The organism is Pseudomonas sp. RL_5y_Pfl2_73 (assembly GCF_963970515.1).
Classification (GTDB): Bacteria; Pseudomonadota; Gammaproteobacteria; order Pseudomonadales; family Pseudomonadaceae; genus Aquipseudomonas.
On the sequence record NZ_CAXAPD010000003.1, the window covers coordinates 271,793 to 293,679 of the forward strand.

The following is a 21,887-nucleotide window of genomic DNA, read 5'->3' on the forward strand; positions in this document are numbered from 1 at the left end:
TCGTTAAAGCAGTTGAGCTTCGGCTGATGTTTCTTCGTAGACGTCTGCCGAACTTACTTTCCTGATGACCCCGCTCAGAGCGATGGAGTCTATCTATTGAGATGGACTCTCCCGTGGGGCAAACTCCTGTTGCTTCATTGGCTGATAACAGGAGTTTACGGATGCCATTTCCACTGACGGAACGGAATGCCTTGTTGGCCCTAAAAGGCGTAGGGCCAGCCGTTATCGCTCGCCTGGAGCAGATGGGCATTGACTCGCTCGCTGTGCTTGGTAAAGCGAATGCTTGTGACATCCTGGCTCAGGCATCGGCAGCAGTGGGTTCGACGTGTTGGAAGAACAGCCCCCAAGCTCGGGCCGCCATTAACGCGGCCATTGAGTTTGCAAAGAACTCTCAGTTGAGCGCACCCGGTGCGTAAAGCTGATCGCTTATTTCAGTTGGTGAATCTGATTCGTGTCCATCAGCCAATCTCTGCTGAACGACTGGCGAGCCGAATTGGCGTTTCTGTTCGCTCGATCTATCGATACATCGATGACCTTTCCTTCAGTGGAATCCCAATCTATGGGACCGCCGGCGTGGGATATGCCTTGGATGCCGACTTTGAGATGCCGCCTTTAACGTTGAACAGGCTCGAACTGGATGCGTTGATGCTCGGGATGGAAATGCTTTCAGCTTCTGCCGATAACGATCTGAGTGCTGCTGCAAGGATGTTGCTGAGCAAAATTTCAGCGTCTCTGGTCCATCACCAGGTTGACCCCAGCACGGCAAAAATAAGGGCACTTGGAACAACACCTTCCTCCACGCGTGGTCATCTGGCAGCGCTTCGAAATGCCATCGAAAACACTCAGATGCTGGAAATAACGTATACCCGTTTGGACGGTGCGGTTTCGCAACGCCTCATTTGCCCCCTCGGCCTTTTCTACTGGGGGGGAAAGTGGACAGTTGGAAGCTGGTGTTGCGCCAGGGCGGCTTACCGCGATTTTCGGGTCGATCGCATCACCTCCATCGCTAGCGCCCAGCAACCATCACCCGACAATCCTGCCCTTGATCTCCAAGCGTATATGAAGCACCAGGCAAGCCAGTGGAAAGCGATCACCACGACTGACACTACGCTGTCAGTATGAGCCACTGATAATGGGGACTTCTTAACACACGGAAGGTCATTCCTATGCAGCACTCGTCTCATGTACTCGAACTTGCCATTTTCAAGGTCAAACAGGAATGCGTTGCGCAAATGCCTGTGCTTCGCGCAGGGCTTCGTGAAACGTTAAAGGCCTTTCCTGGTTTGATCGAGTACCGCGCCTACTGCCCGATGAGCGACGATCGAGTCTTCGTGGACTTAGCAATGTGGGACAGTCTTGAGAGCGCACAAAAGGTGGCAAAGGCGTTCAACGATGGAGATCCGAGATTCTCTGAGTATATGTACGCTATTGAAAACCTGACGTTCATGAGTCATCTCGTTTCAGAAATGAGTTGACCGGACAGACTGCCAAGACAGGCAAGAGACACCGATGCCTTGGCACCAGGCTCGGTGTTGCCACTTGCAGTGAAGGGTTCTCAGAGAGGTGCGGGTTCTTGATGACCCACGCCTGCAATCAGAGACGCATGCCTTTGAATGGGTTCCAGCCTTGCTCGCCTTTCACTTCTTTGAGGTAGTACGAGTAGTTGGCCATGAGTGCGTACATCATCGACAGGGCGATGCTCAGGCCTGTACTCAACGGCCGGGGAAATTCCATGCCGAGGATTGCGAAAATCACGCTCAATGCGATATTGATCGCTAGGAAAATACCCAGCAGGGCGAGGTTTTTCTTCCAGAGGCCGAGGACGAACAGGTAGATAGGGCCGAAGAAAAACGCAATCACGTTGGCGTTGATGAGGATTTTCTTCTTGACGCCAGGCAGCGTCTTGACGGCTTCCTTGTAGCGCGGGTCGTTTGGCGCGCCGAAAGTGTCAAAGAAGTCAAAGCGTTCTTGCCACTTGGCGCTGTATTTACCCGTACTTTGTACTTGTTCAGTTGTGCTCATTTTCAAGGCTCCTGCTTTCCGTAAGTAATTTTTTTTCTTCCAAGAAATCCTGTGCTCTGTTTCTAGCGCATTGATTGCTTTGATCTTTGACGACGGGCGCGAGTGAGTCGCCTGAGGTGTTCATTTTCCCGTGTTATGGCCGTTGGTGTGGGACATTGCGCACTGGCCGTTTGAGCGGTCGCCCGATCTGTGAGGTGTTTCACTCTATTTGTTTCAATGGGGTTCCTATTGCTCCAAGGCCGTCAGGTAGTCAGTCGCCTTGCGGTACTTTTCAATGCGGTCCAGGTCTTTTTGGCTTGGCTCGTTTAGGCGAGATAAATCGCTGTTTTCCGCAAGATCCGCCAGCTTCACTCGGCGCGCTATCGGGTCACGTGCAGCCCGCTCGATAAAGGCCTGGTAAGTCTCACCCTCGCGCTTGGTGAGAGCGTCGATTGCGCCAAGGACCGTCTCGCTGAAGCCTTCATTGCGCAGGTCGGCGAAGGTGATCGCGGTATCTTCGACCACGTCATGCAACACCGCCACGATGCGCTCCTCGTCATGGGCCAGGCGCAGCATGACTTTTAGTGGGTGCAAAACGTAAGGGGAGTCGCCCTTATCCACTTGTCCTTCATGGGCTCGCGCGCAAATCGATATCGCTCTTTCAAGGGTACTCATGGCATTCACCTGTAGCATGGTGGCAATTTGATGTTGTTTCGGGTTGAATGACACCGTTTTGAACCGAGAAATGGGCCAAGGTACCCGTTTGGCGCGGGCTTTACGACTATTTACCTCTGGCAGGTGAGTGGTTGACTTTTATTCAGGGAGCGAAGTGTTGTGTATAAAACCACGGTTGTTGTGTCGAGTCTGACTGAGTACATCGACGCAGTTAAGAAACTCAATAAAGAATCCGGTACGGTCCACGGCTCGGTTTATCGAGGCCAAGGCAACGCGAACTGGGGATTAATGACTTCTCTGGCCCGCAGCCCCAAAACCAAGTCAGGGGATTTGATCTCCAGGGCCACAAAGGCCTTCAGAAAATTCAACGCCGAACGTCACGCCTATCATCACCTGTCCTCCCACAATGATTGGGATGTGCTCGCGCTTGCGCAGCACTACGGCATGCCCACTCGCTTACTGGATTGGTCGTTGTCGCCTTTGGTCGCGCTTTTTTTCGCATTGGACGGCGTGAGGTACAAACGGATTCCTCTGATCGAAAGTGTTGGCTTGATGGCTGACTACAATGAAAACGATACGATTCCTGTCGATACGGATAACAGGGTTGGGGTCGTTGAAAATGACGCGGCGGTGTATGTGGTGACACCTTGCGGACAAGGAGGTGACCATACTTGGGTGGAAACCAACGCCTTGCCTGAAGACGTTTTTTCGAACGTCCCCGATGCTCGCGAAGACGGGTTCTGTTTCTACACACCGAACTATATGAATGACCGACTGAGGTCTCAAAGCGGGTTGTTCAGTATTGGCTACGAGGTAGAGGACAGCTTTCCAGCGTCAGAGGCGCACCAAATCATCATAAAGAAACAAAGTGTGGCAACGCTATTTTCCGAGCTGTTGCTGATGAATGTGGGTTCAAAGCTCGTTTATGGCGACCTGGAAGGGTTGTGCAAGGATCTGACGTTTTCCAGTTTTGGCGGATTTGCCACGCGCAATCTCTAGGCTCGGTGGGTGGAGTTGTCCATTGACCCGCCAAACAGTTTTCGACAGGGAGATTCAGCCTCATACTCTCGGTTTTGCACCGCAGATATCCAGAAGAGGTCATGTTTTGTCGAATGTTGAACCCCACCTGCACGCGCTGACGTTGAATCACATTTATGACGGTTTCAAACAGCTGATCCCAATCTCTCTTTTCGTCGTCGTGTTCGGCGTGGCTTTCGGCCTGGCGGCTGCGCAAACGGGCTTGAGTGATACGTCTGCCGTGCTCATGAGCACGCTGGTTTTTGCTGGCGCCTCTCAATTTGCCGCGCTGGATCTGTGGGGACAGCAAGTGCCGGTCGTTCCGCTGATGATCACCGTCTTCGCCATCAACGCCCGGCACTTGTTGATGGGCGCGACGCTTTACCCCTGGCTGCGGGAGCTGCCCGTTGCCAAGCGCTATGGTGTCATGCTGGTTGTTTCGGACGCCAACTGGGCCATGGCGATGCAGGCGTTCAGTAGGGACAAACCGGGGCTTGGGCTTTTATTCGGCGGCGGCATTGCACTCTGGGTCGCCTGGATCCTGGGCAGTTGGCTGGGGCTTCATTTTGGCAGCGCCATTGAGAACCCGGTCAGTTTCGGGCTGGATATGGTGATGGGCTGTTTCTTGTTGGCGATGGTCGTCGGCGGGAAGAAGAACCTGCGCATGTTCATCATCTGGACCGTGGCGGCCTGCTCATCGTTGTTGGCTTACTGGTACTTGCCGGCGAACAGTCATGTCGTGGTCGGCGCTTTGGCGGGGGGCATTCTGGGTGCGTTGTGGATGGAGAAAAAACCATGAGCATTGAAACGGCGGGTTATGGCACTTTGGTCGTCATATTGATAATGGCCGCAGTGACATTGGCGACTCGGTGGGGCGGTGTTTTCGTGATGTCGTTCGTGCCGATCAACTATCGGGTGCAGCAGTTCATCACGGCCATGTCTGGTTCGGTGTTGGTGGCGGTGTTGGCTCCGCTGGCGGTTAAAGGTGATAACGGCGCACGGCTGGCTTTGCTGGCTACGGCAATCGTCATGCTGACACTGAAAAAACCGCTGCCGGCAATTGCCGCCGGCATACTTGCAGCGGCTTTAGCCAGGCAGTTCTGAACGGTCGAGTCGCCCGCTGCATAAGCAGGCGACGGATCCCAATCAACACCCAGATCGAAAACTCAGCGTCGCCGCTTCCCCAAACGAGTGATCCTGCACCCCTGTCATAAAGTGTAGTGACATCTCCTGTGGCGCTTCGAGGGGTGGAATTTCAAAACTCCCCACCACCTGACCCTGAAGCGCACTCAGCCGCATCGACTCTTCTTCCTTTAACTTTGCCATTCTCGCGTGATTCGCTGCGATTTCGTTGAGAGTTGACACGGTACATCTCCGTTTGCTGACCAAGCATTGATTAATTTGCCGCCGCGTCAGAATTACGTCGTTCTTGGCTGCTGAGACAGGCCAGTGCAAACCCTGAGCCAGACGTGGCCGCCTGTTGGCCCCGATATTTAACAGGTGACGAATGGCGGGGCAGACGTGCATTGACGTCGGCAACGTTTCAACCATGCCTCAACAATAAGTCACTGATAATACAAACCGCCCCGATAGGGTCAGTCGGTCTAGGCGTTGTAGACACTTGACCGCAGTGTCGAATGCCTGTGCACCACAACCACTGCGGCTCCGATCAGGCTGGTGGCAACCGCCAGCAGCAGAATCACCTGCTGCGTTCCAAGCGGCGCGGTCAGCACCGCGACCAGTAAGCCCGCGAGCGGTTGCGACAGGTTGTTGAGCAGCGTGATGACGCCGACGGTCTTGCCGAAGTCCTGAGGCGCAATGACTTGCTGGCGGAGGGTACGGAAGTACACGTTGAACATTTTGTCGAAACCGACAATCAGCAAGAAACCGACGACGTAGCCCTCTGTGTTCGGGCTGAGCGCGGTGATGAAGGCGCCGACGGCAATCAGCGTGTAGGAGAGGGTGCCCAGCAGTTTCAAGGGCAAGGTCACTCGGGCCAGGAGGAACAGGATGAGGATGGTGGTCACGGCACCGGCTGCCTGTAAGCCTGCGTAGTCATCCTTGTCGGCACCGTAATGGCCGATGACCATGGCCGCTGAGGTGGCGAGGGTGACGCCGATGACCAGGTTGACGCCCACCGCCAGGCTGATGATCTTTTGCAGTTCCGCCAGCTTGCGAATGTGGCCGAAGGCAATGCGCAGCGGGTTCAGCCAGAGATCGTGATGTTGCTCGAAGGTTTCCAGGGTGACCGAGCTGGTGCGCTGCCAGTACAACATCGCCAGGTCCGCCAGGAGGAACAGCCCGGCAATCGCCAGCACCACCCAGTGCCACGCCCATACCTCAAGCAACAGCGCAGCGATCAGCGGGCCCAGCACCATGCCGCTCTGGTCGGCGATTTGCGAGTAGGAGAGGGTCTTGGTGTAGGTGTAGTGCTTGAAGATGTAAGGCATCACCACTTCGCGGACCATGATGCCCTGCGTGGTCAGCACGCCGCAGAGGGCCGAGAGCGCGACGATCCAATAGATGCCGCCGAAGACGCCATGGAGCACGACCGCCACCGCGCAGGCGACGGCGCGATAGACCTGGCTGATGTGCAGGATGCGAATCGGCGAGAACTTGTCGCACAGCGCGCCGCAGATCGGGAACGAGAGGTAGCGTGGCAAGGACTCGACGAAAAAGGCCAGGCCTGCCCAGGCGACGCTGTTGGTGGTCTGGAAAACAATCAGCGGGACGATGAACAGCAAAATCTGGTCGGCCAACCGGGAAAGGAACATCGAGACGAAAAAAGCCAGGTAATCCTTGCGCATAAAACTCCTTGATTGCTGTGTTCAGGTGTATCCGGTCCAGGCAAGCGGCGCGCAGCGTGATATGGAACTAATATCACCGTTAGTCTCTATATCTTTACAGGGGACATCCCTTTTTTGAGAGAACCTGCCATGTTCAAATCCCGCTCGTTGATTGCTGCAGTGACCTGTTTCGCCCTGGCGGCTGGCCCTGGCATTGTTGTCGCGGACCCGGGCAACGGCAAGGGAAATGCTCAATTCGATCAAGGTCCTGGCCACGGACAAGGAGGCAAAGGCGGGCAGGGCAACAAGGGCGGTCAAGGAAATCCCGGCAATAAGGGAGGCAAAGGCAACCAAGGCGGTGGCGGTGGTGGCGGCGATTGGCATAACGGCCCGAGCCTTGACCGCGGCGGCATCCTCGGTGTGATTGGCGGTTATCGCGATTACTGGAGCCCCGGCCCGGCGCTGCCGCCAGGCATCCAGAAAAATCTTGCACGGGGCAAGCCGTTGCCACCCGGAATCGCCAAGAAGCTCGATGGGCGACTCCTGGGGCGGTTGCCGCACTATGACGGTTATGAGTGGCAGCAGGTCGGCACGGACCTGATCCTGGTAGCGATCGCCACTGGCATCATCTATGAAGTGCTCAATGGCGCGTTCGACTAAGTCGGAGTAATGCCAATCAGTTAAGCAACACACCTGTGGGAGCGGGCTTGCTCGCGAAAGCGGTGGGTCAGCTAGCGATGATGTTGGCTGTGCCGCCGTCTTCGCGAGCAAGCTCGCTCCCACAACTGGATTGGAGTATGACTGGAAGAGCCAGGCCGGCTGTCAGGCCGCCTCGCGAGCAAGCTTTGCTCCCACAGGTCCTGCTCAAACAAGTCTGATGGCGGTACGACCGGGAGAGCCAGGTCGGCTACTAGGCCGCCTCGCGGTGGACGTTGATCTCGGCGCCCCGTTAACCACGATGGCTGAACGCAGGTATTGCGTAGTGGGCACCTCGGCATGGATGCCGAGGTAGCCGCGCTGGGCCATGGATGGCCCTTCGCGGCGGGCCCACGGAGCAATGCCTTCGTTCAGGCATGCCGAGCCTAAGCGAGGCACCGAGTGGTGGGGCAAAGCGTTTTTGGTTACTTTTGGCGCTTTTCCAAAAGTGACCCGCCGTCAGGGCGGAACCCTAAGCAGCCGTTACCGCAGCAACGGATATGTACTCAATCAACAAGAGCAAGTCCAGCCATCGCGAGCAAACCCACCCCCACTGGTTTCGTATCAGCTTTCAAGTTGCCGCAAGCGTTTGTACAAGGTATTGCGGCTGACCCCCAGCCGTCGCGCCAAGTGTGAAATATTCCCGCCCACGGCCTGCAACTGACGGTTCAGGTCCTCGGCATCGTTGAGGTCCACCGTCAGCGGCTCAGGTGTTTCCACCGGTTCCATTTCAAGGTCGACAAAGAAGTCGTCGGGCAGATGTTCCGGGCGGATCGGCTGTTCCTCGGCCATCGCCAGGGCCACTTGCAGCACGCTGCTGACCTGTCGCAGGTTGCCCGGCCATGGGTGGCGTTCGAGCAGATCCAGTACCTCACGGCTCAGGCCGGCCCATTGGGTCGGTTCGCGGTGGTGTTCCCAGAGGCGCTTGAACAGGGCCTGCTTGTCGCTGCGTTCGCGCAGGGGCGGCAGTTCCAGGGTCAGGCCACCGATGCGGTAGTACAAGTCTTCGCGAAACCGCCCCAGTTGCACCTGTTCACGCAGTGAGCGGTTGGTGGCGGAGATGATGCGGATGTCCACTGGGAACAACTCGGCGCTGCCCACCGGTTGTACGCAACGTTCCTGCAAGACCCGCAGCAGCCGGGCCTGGGTCGGCAGGGGCATGTCGCCGATCTCGTCAAGAAACAGCGTGCCGCGGTCGGCCTTGCGGATCAGGCCAATGCTGCCTTTCTGGTTGGCACCGGTGAAGGCGCCTTTTTCATAACCGAACAGTTCCGATTCCACCAGCTCGGCGGGGATCGCTGCGCAGTTGACGGCAATGAACGGTTGCTTGCAGCGCGAACTGGCCTGGTGCAGGGCTTTGACGAAGACTTCCTTGCCGACGCCGGTCTCGCCATGGATCAGCAGCGGAATGTCCTTCTCCAGCAACCGCTCGGCCTGGCGCACGGCTTTCTCCACGCGGCTGTCACCGAAGTGCAGGGTGTTGAGGCTGATAGCGTTGCTGGCGGGGGCCGGCACAGGTGCTGTTTCGGTGAATACGCGAGCCTTGATCGACACCTGGCTCGGACGCCTGAGCAGGCACTGGAAACGATTGCTACCGGATGCTTGCAGGGCGAACGGCAGGTCATCGGGCTGGTTCAGCAGCTCCAGCAGCGAGACCTTGAACAGGCTTTCGATGCTGACCCGCGACAGGCTCAGGCCCAGCAGGTTGTCGGCCCGGCGGTTGGCGGACAGGATCTGGCCGCTCTCATCGAAGATCAGCAGCCCGGCCCATTGGCTGTCGAGGTTGTTCAGACCGGTGTTAAAGGTCAGTTGGAAGTGTTCACCGCGAAACAGGTTGAGGATCAGCCGGTTCTCCACGGTCTGGCTCATCATCTTGACCATGCCCAGGGTGTGGGACGGTGGCAGGTAGCTGTCGCTGGAGACGTCCAGCACGGCGATGACCTTGCGCTCGGCATCGAAGATCGGCGCGGCGGAGCCGGTCATGAAGCGATTGGCCTTGAGGAAGTGTTCATCGTGCTCGATGTGCACCGCCTGTTCGCAGGCCAGCGCGGTGCCGATGGCGTTGGTGCCGGTGCAGCGCTCCATCCAGCTCGCCCCGGCGCTGAAGCCATGGGCCAGTTTCGGTTCGATGAAGCGCTGGGTGCCCCAGGAGGTCAGCACTTGGCCCTGGTTGTCGGCCAGCATGATCAGGCAGTTGGAGTTGCTCAGGATGTTTTCGTAGTACGGCAAGACTTCCTGGTGGGTGGTCTGCACCAGCGAATGCTGGTTCTCCAGCAACTGGGCGATGCCTTGGGCGGGCAACTGGTCGAAGGCCGGCACGCTTTGATGGTTCAGGCCAAAGGCGCGGCAACGGGACCAGGAGGCCTGGATGATGGCCTCGTGGGACAAGGCTGGAGCAGGTGCGGCCATGGGACACTCTCGCAGGAGCTGTTTTTATTGTTGTGGCAAGTCTCGCACAGACTCCTTGTGCTGGGGCAGGCCTGAATACCACTTCATGCACAGAACCTGTGGGAGCGGGCTTGCAGCCAGGCTAGCCGAGAACGTTCTTTCAGTGTTGTTCAAAATTGTTCATTGTCAACCCACAGATTGTTCAGTTGTTCATTCTTGATTGTTCACTTGCGTTCATCCGCGAACGTCTTTTTCCTGCAAATAAATAGAAATTTCAACTTTATCAATGGCTTGTGATTTCTGGCACGGCTTTCGCTTTCTGACTCGGGTCGCTTGACTCCAATAATAAAAAGGCCGAGCCATGTCATTAACGCTTGAGCACATCTGTCGCACCGTCGAAGGCCAAACCTGGATCGACGATGCCAATCTGAGTTTCGAACCCGGATCCTTCAACGTCCTGTTGGGCCGCACGCTGTCCGGCAAGACCAGCCTCATGCGTCTGATGGCCGGTCTGGACAAGCCCGACAGCGGCCGCATCCTGATGAACGGCGTCGACGTTACCAATCGCCCCGTGCGGCTGCGCAACGTGTCGATGGTCTATCAACAGTTCATCAACTACCCGACCATGACCGTTTTCGAAAACATCGCCTCGCCGCTGCGCCAGGCCGGCGTGTCCGAAGAGGTCATCCAGGGCAAAGTCCTGGAAACCGCAAAAATGTTGCGGATCGAGAAATTCCTCAAGCGTCATCCGCTGGAGTTGTCCGGCGGTCAGCAGCAGCGCACCGCCATGGCCCGCGCATTGGTCAAGGACGCTGAACTGATTCTGTTCGACGAGCCGCTGGTGAACCTGGACTACAAGCTGCGTGAAGAGCTGCGTCAGGAAATGCGCGAATTGTTCCAGGCCCGCCACACCATCGCCGTCTACGCCACCACCGAGCCCAACGAGGCGTTGGCCTTGGGCGGCACCACCACGATCCTGCATGAGGGCCGGGTGATCCAGAGCGGCAAATCGTCTTCGGTGTATCACCAGCCGCAAACCGTGCTGGCCGCCGAATTGTTCTCCGAACCACCCATCAACCTCATGCCGGGACGCATCGCCGGCAACGAGGTGAGTTTCGCCAATTTCGTGCACTTCCCGCTGAACGTCGACCTGCGCCCGGTGGGCGAGGGTGAATTTCGTTTCGGCGTGCGCCCCAGTCATATTTCCCTGGTGCCGAGCAACGACGACGACCTCGAACTGGCGGTATCCGTCGAGGTGGCCGAGATCAGTGGCTCGGAGACGTTCCTGCACGTGCGCAATGAACATTTCCTGCTGGTGCTGCATTTGCCAGGGGTGCATGAGTACGACGTGGATGCGCCGATCCGCATCTACATTCCGACCCATAAACTGTTTGTCTTCGACGCCCAGGGCAAGCTGGTCCAAGCCCCAGGGCAGCGTATCGCGAGGGTTGCCTGATGGCTGAAATTCGTTTGCAGAACCTCGCCCACAGCTATACCAGCACCCCGGCGGGCCCCGAGGACTACGCGATTCGCGAGATGAACCACATCTGGGAGCAGGGCGGCGCCTATGCGCTGCTCGGGCCTTCGGGCTGTGGCAAGTCCACGTTGCTCAACATCATTTCCGGACTGCTCAGCCCTTCCGAAGGGCAGGTGATGTTCGACAGCAAGGTCGTTAACGAGCTGACCCCGGAACGGCGCAACATCGCCCAGGTGTTTCAGTTTCCGGTGGTGTACGACACCATGACCGTGTTTGACAACCTGGCGTTCCCGCTGCGTAACCAGGGCATGGCCGAGGCGAGGATCCACACCAAGGTGCAGGAAATCGCCGAGGTCCTGGACCTGCAAAACCTGCTGGGCAAAAAGGCCAGCAACCTCACCGCCGACGAAAAACAGAAAGTCTCCATGGGCCGCGGCCTGGTGCGCGACGATGTGTCGGCGATTCTGTTTGACGAGCCGCTGACGGTGATCGACCCGCACCTGAAATGGAAGCTGCGGCGCAAGCTCAAACAGATCCACGAGCAGTTCAACATCACCATGGTCTACGTCACCCACGACCAGTTGGAGGCTTCGACGTTCGCCGACAAGATCGCGGTGATGTACGGCGGCCAGATCGTGCAGTTCGGCACACCCCGGGACTTGTTCGAGCGCCCCAGCCACACCTTTGTCGGCTACTTCATCGGCAGCCCGGGGATGAACCTGATCGAGGTCACGGCACAGCCCGGTGGCGTCGGCTTCGCCTCGACGCACTTGCCGCTGTCGGAAACCTTGCAACGACGGGTCGCCGAAGCTGGAGGAAAAAGCCTGAAGGTCGGTATCCGTCCCGAGTTCGTGCATGTCTGGGACGGCCCCTATGACGACGCAATGCGGGCTGATGTGGTGCACGTCGAAGACCTGGGCACCTACAAGATCCTGACCCTCAACCTCGATGGCGTACCGCTGAAAGTCCGCTTGGCTGAAGACAAGCCCGTGCCGGAAGGCACCGCGTACATCAGCTTTCCGGGCCAATGGCTGATGGTTTATGCCGATGAATACCTGCTGGAACCGTTGAGTGAGGTGCAGCCATGAACAAGGTGCAAAACAACAAGGCCTGGTGGCTGGTGTTGCCGGTGTTCCTGCTGGTGGCCTTCAGCGCCGTGATCCCGATGATGACCGTGGTCAACTATTCGGTGCAGGACATCTTCGACCAGTCCAGCCGCTACTTCGTCGGCGCCGAGTGGTACAAGCAGGTGCTGCTCGATCCACGGCTGCACGATTCGCTGTTGCGCCAGTTCATCTATTCGGCGTGCGTACTACTGATTGAAATCCCCCTGGGCATCGCCATCGCCCTGACCATGCCGACCAAGGGCAAATGGTCGTCCCTGGTGTTGATCATCCTGGCGATCCCGCTACTGATCCCCTGGAACGTAGTGGGCACCATCTGGCAGATTTTCGGCCGCACCGACATCGGCTTGCTGGGCTCCACCCTCAATGGCCTGGGCATCAACTATAACTATGCGGCCAACACCATGGACGCCTGGCTCACCGTGCTGGTGATGGACGTCTGGCACTGGACGTCGTTGGTGGCGCTGCTGTGCTATTCGGGGTTGCGGGCTATTCCCGACGTGTACTACCAGGCCGCGCGGATCGACCGGGCCTCCAGCTGGGCGGTGTTCCGGCACATCCAGTTGCCGAAGATGAAGAGCGTGCTGCTGATCGCCGTGATGCTGCGCTTCATGGACAGCTTCATGATCTACACCGAGCCGTTCGTGCTGACCGGCGGCGGGCCGGGCAACGCCACCACCTTCCTCAGCCAGACCTTGACGCAGATGGCCATCGGCCAATTCGACCTGGGCCCGGCGGCGGCGTTTTCCCTGGTGTACTTCCTGATCATTCTGTTGGTGTCGTGGCTGTTCTATACCGCCATGACGCACTCCGACGCCAACCGTTGAGGCCCGCACAATGAGCAAGAGAAAGCTGATTCCGCTGCTGATCTACATCCTGTTCCTGCTGGTGCCCATCTACTGGTTGCTGAACATGTCGTTCAAGAGCAACACCGAGATCCTCGGCAGCCTGACCCTGTGGCCCCAGGATTTTACCTTCCACAACTACAAGGTGATCTTCACCGACCCGAGCTGGTACACCGGTTACCTCAACTCGCTGTACTACGTGAGCCTGAACACGGTGATTTCCCTGGGGGTCGCATTGCCGGCGGCCTATGCGTTTTCCCGTTACCGGTTCCTGGGGGACAAGCACCTGTTCTTCTGGCTGCTGACCAACCGCATGGCTCCACCGGCGGTGTTCCTGTTGCCGTTCTTCCAGCTGTATTCGTCCATTGGGCTGTTCGACACCCATATCGCCGTGGCCCTGGCTCACTGCCTGTTCAACGTGCCGCTGGCGGTGTGGATCCTCGAAGGGTTCATGTCTGGGGTGCCGAAAGAAATTGACGAGACCGCCTACATTGACGGCTACAGTTTCCCCAAGTTTTTCGTGAAGATATTCGTCCCGTTGATCGGTTCCGGCATCGGTGTCACGGCGTTTTTCTGCTTTATGTTTTCCTGGGTCGAACTGCTGCTGGCACGTACGCTCACCTCGGTGAATGCCAAGCCGATCGCGGCGGTCATGACCCGCACCGTGTCGGCCTCGGGTATCGATTGGGGCGTGCTGGCGGCGGCGGGGGTGTTGACCATCCTGCCGGGCATGCTGGTGATCTGGTTCGTTCGCAACCACGTGGCCAAGGGCTTTGCCCTGGGCCGAGTCTGAGGAGTCGATGATGGAATGGATGAACTGGACCGCCCCCACGGCGACATTCTTTGGGGTCATCGCCTTGCTGCTGGCAGGCATGACCACGTGGGAACTGCGTTCGCCGAGCATCCCTCGGCGGGGTTTCCTGCCGATTGCCACCACCCGTGGCGATCGGTTGTTTATCGGTCTTCTCGGTAGCGCTTACCTGCATATGCTGGTGATCGGTGCTACCGACTGGAGCATCTGGATAGCGTTCGCGTTGTCCTTGGTGTGGCTGTTGGCAGTGATGCGGTGGGGCTAAAAGGGGTCTGTGTGGCTAATTCGAGTACTCGAATTAACCGTACAGGCCCCTAGTCGAAGGTTCGACGCTCAGGCTCTTAAACCCAAACAGGAGGTCTCTATGTTCAATAAAAACAATAAGCTGCGACATAGCGTTTCATTGGCAGCCATGCTGGCACTCAGCGGGCTGAGTGCTGCGGCCTGGGCCGATGCCTATGAAGACGCCGCTAAAAAATGGATCGGCAGTGAATTCAAACCGTCGACCCTGACAGCCGAGCAGCAGCTCGAAGAACTCAAATGGTTCATCAAGGCATCCGAGCCGTTTCGCGGTATGAAGATCAACGTGGTGTCGGAAACCCTCACCACTCACGAATACGAGTCCAAGGTACTGGCCAAGGCCTTCACCGAAATCACCGGGATCCAGTTGACCCATGACCTTCTGCAAGAAGGCGACGTGGTGGAGAAAATGCAGACGGTGATGCAGTCGGACAAGAACATCTATGATGGCTGGGTCAACGACTCGGACTTGATTGGTACGCACTTTCGCTACGGCAAGACCGAGTCGATCACCGATCTGATGGCCAACGAAGGCAAGGATTTCACCTCGCCGACCCTGGACATCAAGGACTTCATCGGCATCTCCTTCACCACCGCGCCGGACGGCAAGATCTATCAACTGCCCGACCAGCAATTCGCCAACTTGTACTGGTTCCGCGCCGACTGGTTCGAGCGCGCGGACCTGAAGGCCAAGTTCAAGGAGAAATACGGCTACGAGCTGGGCGTACCGGTGAACTGGTCGGCCTATGAAGACATCGCCAAGTTCTTCTCCGAAGACGTCAAGGAAATCGACGGCAAGCGCATCTACGGCCACATGGACTACGGCAAGAAAGACCCGTCCCTGGGCTGGCGTTTCACCGATGCCTGGTTCTCCATGGCTGGCGGCGGCGACAAGGGCCTGCCCAATGGTCTGCCGGTGGATGAGTGGGGGATTCGCGTCGAAGACTGCCATCCGGTTGGTTCCAGCGTCACCCGTGGCGGCGACACCAACGGACCTGCGGCAGTGTTTGCCACCACCAAATACGTGGACTGGATGAAGAAGTACGCGCCACCGGAAGCGGCGGGCATGACGTTCTCCGAATCAGGTCCGGTACCGTCCCAAGGCAACATCGCCCAGCAGATTTTCTGGTACACCGCGTTTACCGCCGACATGACCAAGCCGGGCCTACCGGTGGTAAATGCCGATGGCACGCCGAAATGGCGCATGGCGCCTTCGCCACGCGGTCCGTATTGGGAAGAGGGCATGAAACTGGGGTATCAGGACGTGGGCTCCTGGACATTTATGAAATCCACGCCTGAGAAACAGAAACTCGCGGCCTGGCTCTATGCACAGTTCGTGACGTCCAAGACCGTGTCGCTGAAGAAGACCATCGTTGGCCTGACGCCGATTCGTGAGTCGGACATCAACTCCCAGGCGATGACCGACCTGGCGCCGAAGCTCGGTGGCCTGGTTGAGTTCTACCGCAGTCCGGCCCGCGTGCAATGGACCCCGACCGGGACCAACGTGCCGGACTACCCGCGTCTGGCCCAGTTGTGGTGGAGCCACATCGCCGAAGCCGCCAGTGGCGAGAAAACGCCGCAGCAGGCCCTCGATGGGTTGGCCAAGGACCAGGATGCGATCATGACTCGCCTGGAACGCTCCAAGGCCCAAGCCACCTGCGCCCCGAAAATGAACCCCGAGCGCGACGCGCAATACTGGTTCGACCAACCGGGTGCACCGAAGCCGAAACTGGCGAACGAGAAGCCTAAAGGCGAAACAGTGAGCTACACCGAGCTGTTGAAATCGTGGGAGGCAGCCCGCAAGTAAAGCCCCAAGCGTGAAAACGAACGGCACCGAAAGGTGCCGTTTTTTTTTGCGTGCGCTTGCACCGCCATCGCGAGCAGGCGGCGGGTCAGCTTGCGGCGATGTTGACTGGGCTGACGCTTTCGCGAGCAAGCCCGCTCCCGCAGGGGGATTGTGGTGATCTGGAGGGAGGGTGATCAGCCCGCTTTGGCCGGGGTGGGCAAGGTGTTTGCGGCCATGGGCGATGGCTTGTTGTTCATCAGCGTGTCCAGCGCTTGCCGGTAGTTTTTGCCCGCCAGACTCATGCTGTTGTTATGCGTCGCCCCCGGCACCAGCAACAGGCGCTTGGGCTCCCGGGCGGCGTTGAACAGTTGCTCGCTGAAGCGCGGCGGTACGTAGCGATCGGCAGAGCCGTGCACCACCAGTAGTGGCATGTTGATTTCGCCGATTTTGTCGATGGAGTCGAATTTCTGCGACAGCAACCAGCGCACCGGCAGGGACGTATTCGCCATCGCGGTGGCGACATCGCCCAGGGACGTGAACGTGGATTCGATGACCAGACCTCGGACCTGGGCGGCGCCATTCTTCGCGGCCTCCTGGCCCAACTGCGCGGCGAGGTCCACCGCGATGGCCCCGCCCAATGAATGACCGTAGATCAGCCGCAGGGCCGGGTCTGGTTGCAGTACCTTGAGGCGCTCCCAGGCGATGCGTGCATCTTCATAGACGCTGGCTTCCGACGGCAGATCCCCATGGCTTTTGCCAAAGCCCCGGTAGTCGATGGCCAGTACCGAATAGCCCAGCGCCCTCAACTGCTGGATACGAAACAATTGGCCGGTCAAATTCCAGCGCACACCGTGCAAGTACAGGATGGCCGGCGCGTTCTTGCGTTTGGCCGGCCACCACCAGCCGTGGATATTTTCCCCGGCCTTGAAGTGCTTGGACTTGAGATCGAATTCCTGCACACCGCTGGGCAGCCCACTGAACCAGCTGGCCGTCCCCGGCTCAATGCGAAAGACCAGCTCGCGCTCCTTATGTTGCAGCACTGCACAGCCCACCGGCAGCCCGACCACCATTGCGCTCATGACAAGGAAGGCCAGCCAGCGCCGCCGAAGGCGAGAGAATAAAGGTAAAGGCATCGACGCAATTCACTACTCGAAACAGAAGATGCCTTGTAGCAGATTCTCCGAAAGCGGTGCAGGGATTTCGAATGACCGTGGCGAGGGGGACGCTCGCGCCGGAACCCGTAGGAGCTGGCGAAGCCTGCGATCTTTTGATCTTGATCTTTCGCTTTTGACTCAATGGGCTGTGGAAGGATCGCAGCCTCGTTTCACTCGACAGCTCCTACGCAGCTCCTACGCAGCGCCTATGCAGCGTTTACGGGCGATACATCAGTGCGCATCCTCATACTCAAGCAGCGTCAACACCCGCGTGGTCCGGTCATACGCGACCTTGGGAACGCCCGCCAGGCGTTTGTGCAGGACCTGGGTCAACGACTCTCCTGGCATCAGGCTAGCATCGCCAAAGTCTCCGTCCAGTTGCAGCGGATGCACGATGACCTCAAGCGAGCCATGTGCCGGTGGCGCGGCGTGGTCCAGGTCGGCTGGGGTGCAGACATAGTCGGCTGTCGCACCGCACAGGCTGCGCATGCGCCGGTTGAGCAGGGTCTTGAAGAGGCGCTTGGGCAGGTTCAAGTTGGCCCCCAGGTTGCGCGCCAGGCGCATGGGCACGCGCTGCCGGGCGGCGAAGCGGGCCACCAATTCGCCGATGGGCCAGATGTTGTGCACATGTTGATGGGAATCGAGATGACTGGGACGCAGGCCGTGGTCCAGGCAACATTGCCATTGCGTCTGCAGTTCATCTTCCACCGCCGCCAAATCCTTTGAACCCAGGCGCAGGCAATAACGCGACAGGTTCAGGTCGAACTGGCCATTGGCGTCGCAAAAAAGCGCTCGCGAGGTGATCGCCCGGCCCAACGGCGGGCCGTAGCTGAGGTTGAAGTGCAGGCCAACGTGGCCTTTGAGCAACGGTTGCCGAGCCAGTTCACACGCCTGCTCGAAACCTGGCATGTTGGCCATGGCCGTGGCCGAGCTGATGACGCCGGTCTCGAAGGCGCGCAGGATCAGCGCGTTTTCACTGAGGCTGAGCCCGAAGTCGTCAGCGTTGACGATCACTTGACGAGGCATTGGTGTTCTCCTGGTGCTTGGGGGAGGACGATGCCGTCGTCGCGGTTGGTTTGCTTTGGCGCTTGCCAAACCATGGTTTCAAGCTTTTCCATAGCCGCAAGGCAAATCCCAGGAGCAAGCCCCCGGGTTGCCATGAATAAAAACTCCAGCGCCAGTGTTCCAGTTGGCCGGTCATGCGTTCATGTAACTGATGGCTGGAGTTCTCCAGGCTGACTCGTGATGCATCGATCCAGCGCCAGTTTTCGTCCAGCCCCCAGCGGATCCACTCTTCGAGCAAGACCCGGCCGCTGCCCAGATCAGCGTGCTGCGGCAGGAACGCCAGGTTGTAGTCATACAGCCGCCCCTGATCCAGCAAACCGAGGCGATAGCTGATGCATTCGCCGTTCAGCTCCAGCATCACCACGCGCACCAGGCCCTGGGCGGCGAGGGCGGTGAAGGCGAGGTTCATCCATTGTCGGCGCCTGGGGTCGGCGAAGATGCCGACACCTTCCTCGCCTTTCCAGCTGGCCGCCTCGACATCGGCGATGTTGCGCAACAGTTGCCCCATGCTGATGGCATCCGGTTTCACCCGGCGGATCTCGGCACCGCAGGCGGCGATCCGCTTGCGTGCCCGTCGTAGCTTGTAGCGTGGGTCGCCAGAGATTTCCTGGTGGTCGCTGTCGCTGATCAGGTGCACCGGAACCCGGCAACTCAGGCGTCGTTCTCCGGTGGAACTCAGCGCCATCCAGGCACTGAGGACGCTTTCTTCACCGACCGGTTCGACCACCTCATTCAATTGTAGTAACGCGTGGGGCAGGTGCTGGCGGATCTGTATCAGCGCCTGCCCCATGCCTTCGGCGTCCAGGCGTACCAGCAAGGCGATGCGATCGGCCAATGGATAACCCAGGTGACGCAACACCCGGAACCGCAGACCGCCGATGCGCTCACGCGCCGATACCAGAGGCAGGCACAGGCATAGCGTCTGGTCTTGCCAGCCCAGCAACACGTGCAACTGCTGGTCTGGCAGCAGGGCGAATTCCGCCGCTTGCAGCCAGGCCAGGGTGTTGAAAGGCGTAGCGTCGGGCACTTGGGCTCGCAGCTGTTCATAAGCGGCTATGGGAAAGTCCTCAGCGCCCAGGGAGCGACACCATTGGAGCCGGATCGCCATGGCCATCAGGCCGTCGCAGTCGATGGAGCCGACCGGGCCGGTTTACGAAAGGCGTCCAGTACCGAGCCTGTGTAAAACGTATCGCGGAAAAACCGCCAGCGACCGAACAAGCAGTGCACATGGGTGATCTGGCCGCGCTCCTGGTAGTCCATGCGCAGGTGCAGCTTGACCGCTGGGATGTTGCGCAGGTCACACACATCGACGACTTTGTCGCAGCCCTTGTCCGCCATGACTTTCCATAGATTCAATTGCACATCCACCGACATTTGGCTGCCCCAGTAGGCCCGGATCATTTCCCCCCCGAATTCGAAGAACTCGCCAGGCTTGACCGGGAACCAGCAGCCATAGAAATGGCGGTCAAAGTAATCCCGTGTACTGCCCCATATGAAGCTGACGGTGTCGCCCTGGTCGTCCAGATACATCAATCCGGTGTGACCTTCGGTGGCCAGCTCGCGCATGGTCTCGACGCGGTCACCAAAATGGGTGGCAAAGGCGTCGACGTTTTCTGCGGTAATGAATTCCTGGCGCACCGGTCGATACGGTTTGAGGTTGTGCGGCCGTATCGGGGAGACCAGGTCGCGTTCCATCCACACCAGTTGTGAGTGGAAATACACATAGCGCCTGAATAGCTGTTTGAGGACGGCGCGCAGGCCTTTTTTCTGGATGCGATCACGCAATTTCTGCAGAGCGTTCATGGTGCCTCCTGACGGGTGGCGGGTTGGGGGGAAGAGGGTGCGGTCCAGCTCAGGGCAAACAGGGTTTCCCCTGGCAGGAGAAAGCGGATCTGCCCGGCCTCGCAGTTGAACGGGGCGCTGCGGCTATGGTTGTCGGGGCCGAAATACACCAGCTCGGCTTTGGCCTGGGGGCAGGGCGCGCCGTCCAGGCTGACCTGTTGCGGGCGCGTGCTTTTGTTCACGCCCAGCAGGCTGCGTCTGGCGTCGGTGGCCATGGCCAGCACGTCGACTTCGAAGGCGTCGTTATCCAGGCGCAGCACTTGGGTGAGCCAATGCTTTTGGATGAACTGCTGGGCCAGGCCCACTGGCTTGAGTTCGAAGCGCTGGCTGTCCAGCACTCGAACCATGCCTTTTGGGTACTCCGGTTCGTCGGCGAGCATGAACCAATTGAGCATGTCCAGCAGGCCGTCGGCAGAGGCGTTGATCACCACGGATGTCCACCAGAGGGCGGCGTAGTGAGTTTCCTGATCGTAGGGGCTCAGGCTCGAGCCGCTGGACATGTTGGTCTGGTCCAGCAACAAGGCCTTGCGCGGCCGGCCAGTGGTATCCAGGCCCACCAGGTCGGCGGCCTGGCGCACGCTGTTGCGATAGACCCGGGTCGCCAGCAGGTCGCGGACCATCCATTCATGCCAGGCCAGGGCGTCGATCTGGTCACTGTATTTGGCGAGCAAGCGCCGCGCCCAATCAATGCCGCGCCGGTCCGCGGCGTTTTCCGCCATAGGACCATTGGTCAATCGCGAGCTGGCCGGTATGGCAATGCGCACCCCCGCGCGGGCGTTGGCGGGGATGGCGCGAACCTGATTGGCCATGCTCTCGAACACCTGCTGGTAGCTGGCGAAATCCGGGTAGTTGAGGTTCGGTTCATCGGCGAAACTGAGGTAATGGATACCGTTGCCGCCCAAGGCGCGGGTCGATTTGAGCCAGGCCTGCAAGCCGCTGTTGCTGACGCGGTCGGCTCGCAAGTCAGCTTTGCGTGCGCTGCCGGCCAGCAGGGTGATGTCCCGGGTGATGCCGAAGCGGTCCTGGTACAGGCGCCGGAACTGATTTTCATAGTCCGGCTTGCTAGCGGTGATGTCGACCAGGCTGTAATAGCTGGCGGCCTGGGGCTTGAGGGCTTCGATCACCGGGTAGGCCGATGGTGGGGGCATGACGTAGGGCAGGTATACCCCCAGTTTCGGGGTTGTTCCCAGGACATCGCCATAGAGTTTCAGGCGCGTTTGCCCCGGGTCCTGGCGCAGCGGCTGCAGATGCTCGGCGTCCTGGGCGAACAGGTTCGCGGTGCCGTCCAGCCAGAACGCCGCCTTGCCGTTGCCCTGCAATTGCAGGCGCCAGGTTTGCTCGACATTGGCGACGGGCAGGGCGACTTGATCGAACTGCCAATAGGCCGGGTATGGCTTGAGGTGCAACCGTACCTGTTTGCCATCGGCGATGCGCCGGGCTTGCAGGCTGCGCACGCCGCCGTGGAACTTGCCCGCCAGCACGGCCTGTTCGCCGGGTGCGACCTTGAAATACAACTCATCGCCGTCGTGGCTTTCGGCGTTGAAATGCACCTTGGCCGGGGCGAACAACGCCCGGGTACGGGCATCGTGCTCGACGGTGTAGCGGCGAAAACTGTAGCCGGGAATTTCCAGCCGATAGCTGGCCGCCCCCGGCAACAAAGGCCACTGCTGCTCGCCACGCGCCTGGGTCGCCTTGATCAAACGTTCGCCCACTAGGCGCCCCTGGCCGTTGAGCAGGTACAGGTGTTCTGTATTGGCATCGGCCTGCCAGGCCGGCACCCAACGCACGGTCACGTAAGCGGGGCGGTCGGTCTGCAGGTACAGGCTGCCGTCGCGGATACCGGTCCATTGCATCGCCGCGCCATGAGCCCAAAAGGCCAGGCCCCAGAGGCACAGGCCAGCAGCCACTCTCACTGCAAGC

The 21,887-nt window shown here is 59.0% G+C and carries 23 protein-coding genes; 13 read left to right on the forward strand and 10 right to left on the reverse strand.

The features are described 5' to 3' along the window. Positions 1–161 precede the first annotated feature (161 nt). Genes AACY42_RS04510 through AACY42_RS04520 form a run of 3 tightly spaced genes read left to right on the forward strand, consistent with a single transcriptional unit; the run spans position 162 to position 1,475 of the window. Complete coding sequence (locus tag AACY42_RS04510) at positions 162–416, forward strand: helix-hairpin-helix domain-containing protein (RefSeq protein WP_339476939.1); 255 nt, start codon at positions 162–164, stop codon at positions 414–416. Beyond that, positions 409–1,122 carry a helix-turn-helix transcriptional regulator gene (locus AACY42_RS04515; protein WP_339476941.1) on the forward strand — a complete coding sequence of 238 codons (714 nt, stop codon included), beginning with the start codon at positions 409–411 and terminating at the stop codon, positions 1,120–1,122. The genes AACY42_RS04510 and AACY42_RS04515 overlap by 8 nt, the downstream gene beginning before the upstream one ends. 44 nt (positions 1,123–1,166) lie before the next feature. Next, a complete protein-coding gene (locus tag AACY42_RS04520; RefSeq protein WP_339476943.1) occupies positions 1,167–1,475 on the forward strand; it encodes a hypothetical protein in 309 nt (102 codons plus the stop codon). A 118-nt stretch (positions 1,476–1,593) separates the two neighbouring features. Here the strand turns inward: AACY42_RS04520 and AACY42_RS04525 are convergent, their stop codons facing one another. Both AACY42_RS04525 and AACY42_RS04530 read right to left on the reverse strand, forming a co-directional pair. Then, positions 1,594–2,022 carry a DUF2628 domain-containing protein gene (locus AACY42_RS04525; RefSeq protein ID WP_339476945.1) on the reverse strand — a complete coding sequence of 143 codons (429 nt, stop codon included), beginning with the start codon at positions 2,020–2,022 and terminating at the stop codon, positions 1,594–1,596. Positions 2,023–2,247: 225 nt separating this feature from the next. Next, positions 2,248–2,676, reverse strand: coding sequence for a GTP pyrophosphokinase (locus AACY42_RS04530; RefSeq protein WP_339476948.1), 429 nt, complete (start codon positions 2,674–2,676; stop codon positions 2,248–2,250). A gap of 159 nt (positions 2,677–2,835) precedes the next feature. Between AACY42_RS04530 and AACY42_RS04535 the strand changes: the two genes are divergently transcribed. The 3 genes from AACY42_RS04535 to AACY42_RS04545 all read left to right on the forward strand — a co-directional run bounded on the left by AACY42_RS04535 (position 2,836) and on the right by AACY42_RS04545 (position 4,797). Continuing rightward, the gene (locus tag AACY42_RS04535; protein ID WP_339476950.1) at positions 2,836–3,675 is read left to right on the forward strand and encodes an FRG domain-containing protein; all 840 of its coding nucleotides are present in this window, start codon (positions 2,836–2,838) and stop codon (positions 3,673–3,675) included. 106 nt (positions 3,676–3,781) lie between these two features. Next, positions 3,782–4,492 carry an AzlC family ABC transporter permease gene (locus AACY42_RS04540; protein ID WP_339477071.1) on the forward strand — a complete coding sequence of 237 codons (711 nt, stop codon included), beginning with the start codon at positions 3,782–3,784 and terminating at the stop codon, positions 4,490–4,492. Next, the gene (locus AACY42_RS04545) at positions 4,489–4,797 is read left to right on the forward strand and encodes an AzlD family protein (protein ID WP_024619494.1); all 309 of its coding nucleotides are present in this window, start codon (positions 4,489–4,491) and stop codon (positions 4,795–4,797) included. The genes AACY42_RS04540 and AACY42_RS04545 overlap by 4 nt, the downstream gene beginning before the upstream one ends. A gap of 42 nt (positions 4,798–4,839) precedes the next feature. Here AACY42_RS04545 and AACY42_RS04550 read toward each other — a convergent pair whose 3' ends face one another. Next, positions 4,840–5,058 carry a hypothetical protein gene (locus tag AACY42_RS04550; RefSeq protein ID WP_339476955.1) on the reverse strand — a complete coding sequence of 73 codons (219 nt, stop codon included), beginning with the start codon at positions 5,056–5,058 and terminating at the stop codon, positions 4,840–4,842. A 239-nt stretch (positions 5,059–5,297) separates the two neighbouring features. Further along, positions 5,298–6,500, reverse strand: a complete 1,203-nt coding sequence (locus AACY42_RS04555) for an MFS transporter (RefSeq protein WP_339476957.1) — start codon at positions 6,498–6,500, stop codon at positions 5,298–5,300. Positions 6,501–6,629: 129 nt separating this feature from the next. Between AACY42_RS04555 and AACY42_RS04560 the strand changes: the two genes are divergently transcribed. Beyond that, on the forward strand, positions 6,630–7,139 hold the full coding sequence (locus tag AACY42_RS04560) for an anti-virulence regulator CigR family protein (RefSeq protein WP_214510605.1): 510 nt from the start codon (positions 6,630–6,632) through the stop codon (positions 7,137–7,139). Positions 7,140–7,739: 600 nt separating this feature from the next. Here the strand turns inward: AACY42_RS04560 and AACY42_RS04565 are convergent. Next, positions 7,740–9,584, reverse strand: coding sequence for a sigma-54-dependent Fis family transcriptional regulator (locus tag AACY42_RS04565; RefSeq protein ID WP_339476962.1), 1,845 nt, complete (start codon positions 9,582–9,584; stop codon positions 7,740–7,742). Between the two features lie 340 nt (positions 9,585–9,924). Here AACY42_RS04565 and AACY42_RS04570 point away from each other — a divergent pair, with 340 nt between their 5' ends. The 6 genes from AACY42_RS04570 (at position 9,925) to AACY42_RS04595 (ending at position 15,927) form a co-directional block, all read left to right on the forward strand. Then, positions 9,925–11,019: an ABC transporter ATP-binding protein gene (locus tag AACY42_RS04570; RefSeq protein WP_339476965.1), complete on the forward strand. Its 1,095-nt coding sequence runs from the start codon at positions 9,925–9,927 to the stop codon at positions 11,017–11,019. Then, the gene (locus AACY42_RS04575; protein WP_339476967.1) at positions 11,019–12,128 is read left to right on the forward strand and encodes an ABC transporter ATP-binding protein; all 1,110 of its coding nucleotides are present in this window, start codon (positions 11,019–11,021) and stop codon (positions 12,126–12,128) included. Before AACY42_RS04570 ends, AACY42_RS04575 begins: the two co-directional genes overlap by 1 nt. Further along, positions 12,125–12,991, forward strand: a complete 867-nt coding sequence (locus AACY42_RS04580; RefSeq protein WP_339476968.1) for a carbohydrate ABC transporter permease — start codon at positions 12,125–12,127, stop codon at positions 12,989–12,991. Before AACY42_RS04575 ends, AACY42_RS04580 begins: the two co-directional genes overlap by 4 nt. Before the next feature lie 10 nt (positions 12,992–13,001). Beyond that, positions 13,002–13,802 carry a carbohydrate ABC transporter permease gene (locus tag AACY42_RS04585; protein ID WP_339476970.1) on the forward strand — a complete coding sequence of 267 codons (801 nt, stop codon included), beginning with the start codon at positions 13,002–13,004 and terminating at the stop codon, positions 13,800–13,802. A 10-nt stretch (positions 13,803–13,812) separates the two neighbouring features. Beyond that, positions 13,813–14,085 (forward strand): DUF2160 domain-containing protein, encoded by a 273-nt coding sequence (locus AACY42_RS04590; RefSeq protein ID WP_339476973.1) that lies wholly within the window; start codon positions 13,813–13,815, stop codon positions 14,083–14,085. A gap of 99 nt (positions 14,086–14,184) precedes the next feature. Next, positions 14,185–15,927 carry an ABC transporter substrate-binding protein gene (locus tag AACY42_RS04595; protein WP_339476975.1) on the forward strand — a complete coding sequence of 581 codons (1,743 nt, stop codon included), beginning with the start codon at positions 14,185–14,187 and terminating at the stop codon, positions 15,925–15,927. Between the two features lie 173 nt (positions 15,928–16,100). Here the strand turns inward: AACY42_RS04595 and AACY42_RS04600 are convergent, their stop codons facing one another. From AACY42_RS04600 to AACY42_RS04620, 5 genes are all read right to left on the reverse strand, one after another. After that, positions 16,101–17,039, reverse strand: a complete 939-nt coding sequence (locus tag AACY42_RS04600) for an alpha/beta hydrolase (RefSeq protein WP_339476977.1) — start codon at positions 17,037–17,039, stop codon at positions 16,101–16,103. A gap of 252 nt (positions 17,040–17,291) precedes the next feature. After that, positions 17,292–18,086, reverse strand: coding sequence for a ChbG/HpnK family deacetylase (locus AACY42_RS04605; protein WP_339476979.1), 795 nt, complete (start codon positions 18,084–18,086; stop codon positions 17,292–17,294). Beyond that, entirely contained in the window at positions 18,058–19,233 is a 1,176-nt protein-coding gene (locus AACY42_RS04610; protein WP_339476982.1) for a GNAT family N-acetyltransferase, read from the reverse strand. The genes AACY42_RS04605 and AACY42_RS04610 overlap by 29 nt, the downstream gene beginning before the upstream one ends. 5 nt (positions 19,234–19,238) lie before the next feature. Next, positions 19,239–19,928 carry an N-acetyltransferase gene (locus tag AACY42_RS04615; RefSeq protein WP_339476984.1) on the reverse strand — a complete coding sequence of 230 codons (690 nt, stop codon included), beginning with the start codon at positions 19,926–19,928 and terminating at the stop codon, positions 19,239–19,241. Beyond that, positions 19,925–21,820, reverse strand: coding sequence for a hypothetical protein (locus AACY42_RS04620; protein WP_339476987.1), 1,896 nt, complete (start codon positions 21,818–21,820; stop codon positions 19,925–19,927). The genes AACY42_RS04615 and AACY42_RS04620 overlap by 4 nt, the downstream gene beginning before the upstream one ends. Positions 21,821–21,887: the final 67 nt, after the last annotated feature.

Bases quoted from the DNA above. Each gene is read 5' to 3' on its own strand.
- AACY42_RS04510 (WP_339476939.1), top strand. From the start codon at position 162: ATGCCATTTCCACTGACGGAACGGAATGCCTTGTTGGCCCTAAAAGGC.
- AACY42_RS04520 (WP_339476943.1), top strand. From the start codon at position 1,167: ATGCAGCACTCGTCTCATGTACTCGAACTTGCCATTTTCAAGGTCAAA.
- AACY42_RS04525 (WP_339476945.1), bottom strand. From the start codon at position 2,022: ATGAGCACAACTGAACAAGTACAAAGTACGGGTAAATACAGCGCCAAG.
- AACY42_RS04530 (WP_339476948.1), bottom strand. From the start codon at position 2,676: ATGAGTACCCTTGAAAGAGCGATATCGATTTGCGCGCGAGCCCATGAA.
- AACY42_RS04545 (WP_024619494.1), top strand. From the start codon at position 4,489: ATGAGCATTGAAACGGCGGGTTATGGCACTTTGGTCGTCATATTGATA.
- AACY42_RS04555 (WP_339476957.1), bottom strand. From the start codon at position 6,500: ATGCGCAAGGATTACCTGGCTTTTTTCGTCTCGATGTTCCTTTCCCGG.
- AACY42_RS04560 (WP_214510605.1), top strand. From the start codon at position 6,630: ATGTTCAAATCCCGCTCGTTGATTGCTGCAGTGACCTGTTTCGCCCTG.
- AACY42_RS04565 (WP_339476962.1), bottom strand. From the start codon at position 9,584: ATGGCCGCACCTGCTCCAGCCTTGTCCCACGAGGCCATCATCCAGGCC.
- AACY42_RS04570 (WP_339476965.1), top strand. From the start codon at position 9,925: ATGTCATTAACGCTTGAGCACATCTGTCGCACCGTCGAAGGCCAAACC.
- AACY42_RS04575 (WP_339476967.1), top strand. From the start codon at position 11,019: ATGGCTGAAATTCGTTTGCAGAACCTCGCCCACAGCTATACCAGCACC.
- AACY42_RS04580 (WP_339476968.1), top strand. From the start codon at position 12,125: ATGAACAAGGTGCAAAACAACAAGGCCTGGTGGCTGGTGTTGCCGGTG.
- AACY42_RS04585 (WP_339476970.1), top strand. From the start codon at position 13,002: ATGAGCAAGAGAAAGCTGATTCCGCTGCTGATCTACATCCTGTTCCTG.
- AACY42_RS04590 (WP_339476973.1), top strand. From the start codon at position 13,813: ATGGAATGGATGAACTGGACCGCCCCCACGGCGACATTCTTTGGGGTC.
- AACY42_RS04595 (WP_339476975.1), top strand. From the start codon at position 14,185: ATGTTCAATAAAAACAATAAGCTGCGACATAGCGTTTCATTGGCAGCC.
- AACY42_RS04600 (WP_339476977.1), bottom strand. From the start codon at position 17,039: ATGCCTTTACCTTTATTCTCTCGCCTTCGGCGGCGCTGGCTGGCCTTC.
- AACY42_RS04605 (WP_339476979.1), bottom strand. From the start codon at position 18,086: ATGCCTCGTCAAGTGATCGTCAACGCTGACGACTTCGGGCTCAGCCTC.
- AACY42_RS04610 (WP_339476982.1), bottom strand. From the start codon at position 19,233: ATGGCGATCCGGCTCCAATGGTGTCGCTCCCTGGGCGCTGAGGACTTT.
- AACY42_RS04615 (WP_339476984.1), bottom strand. From the start codon at position 19,928: ATGAACGCTCTGCAGAAATTGCGTGATCGCATCCAGAAAAAAGGCCTG.
- AACY42_RS04620 (WP_339476987.1), bottom strand. From the start codon at position 21,820: ATGCAATGGACCGGTATCCGCGACGGCAGCCTGTACCTGCAGACCGAC.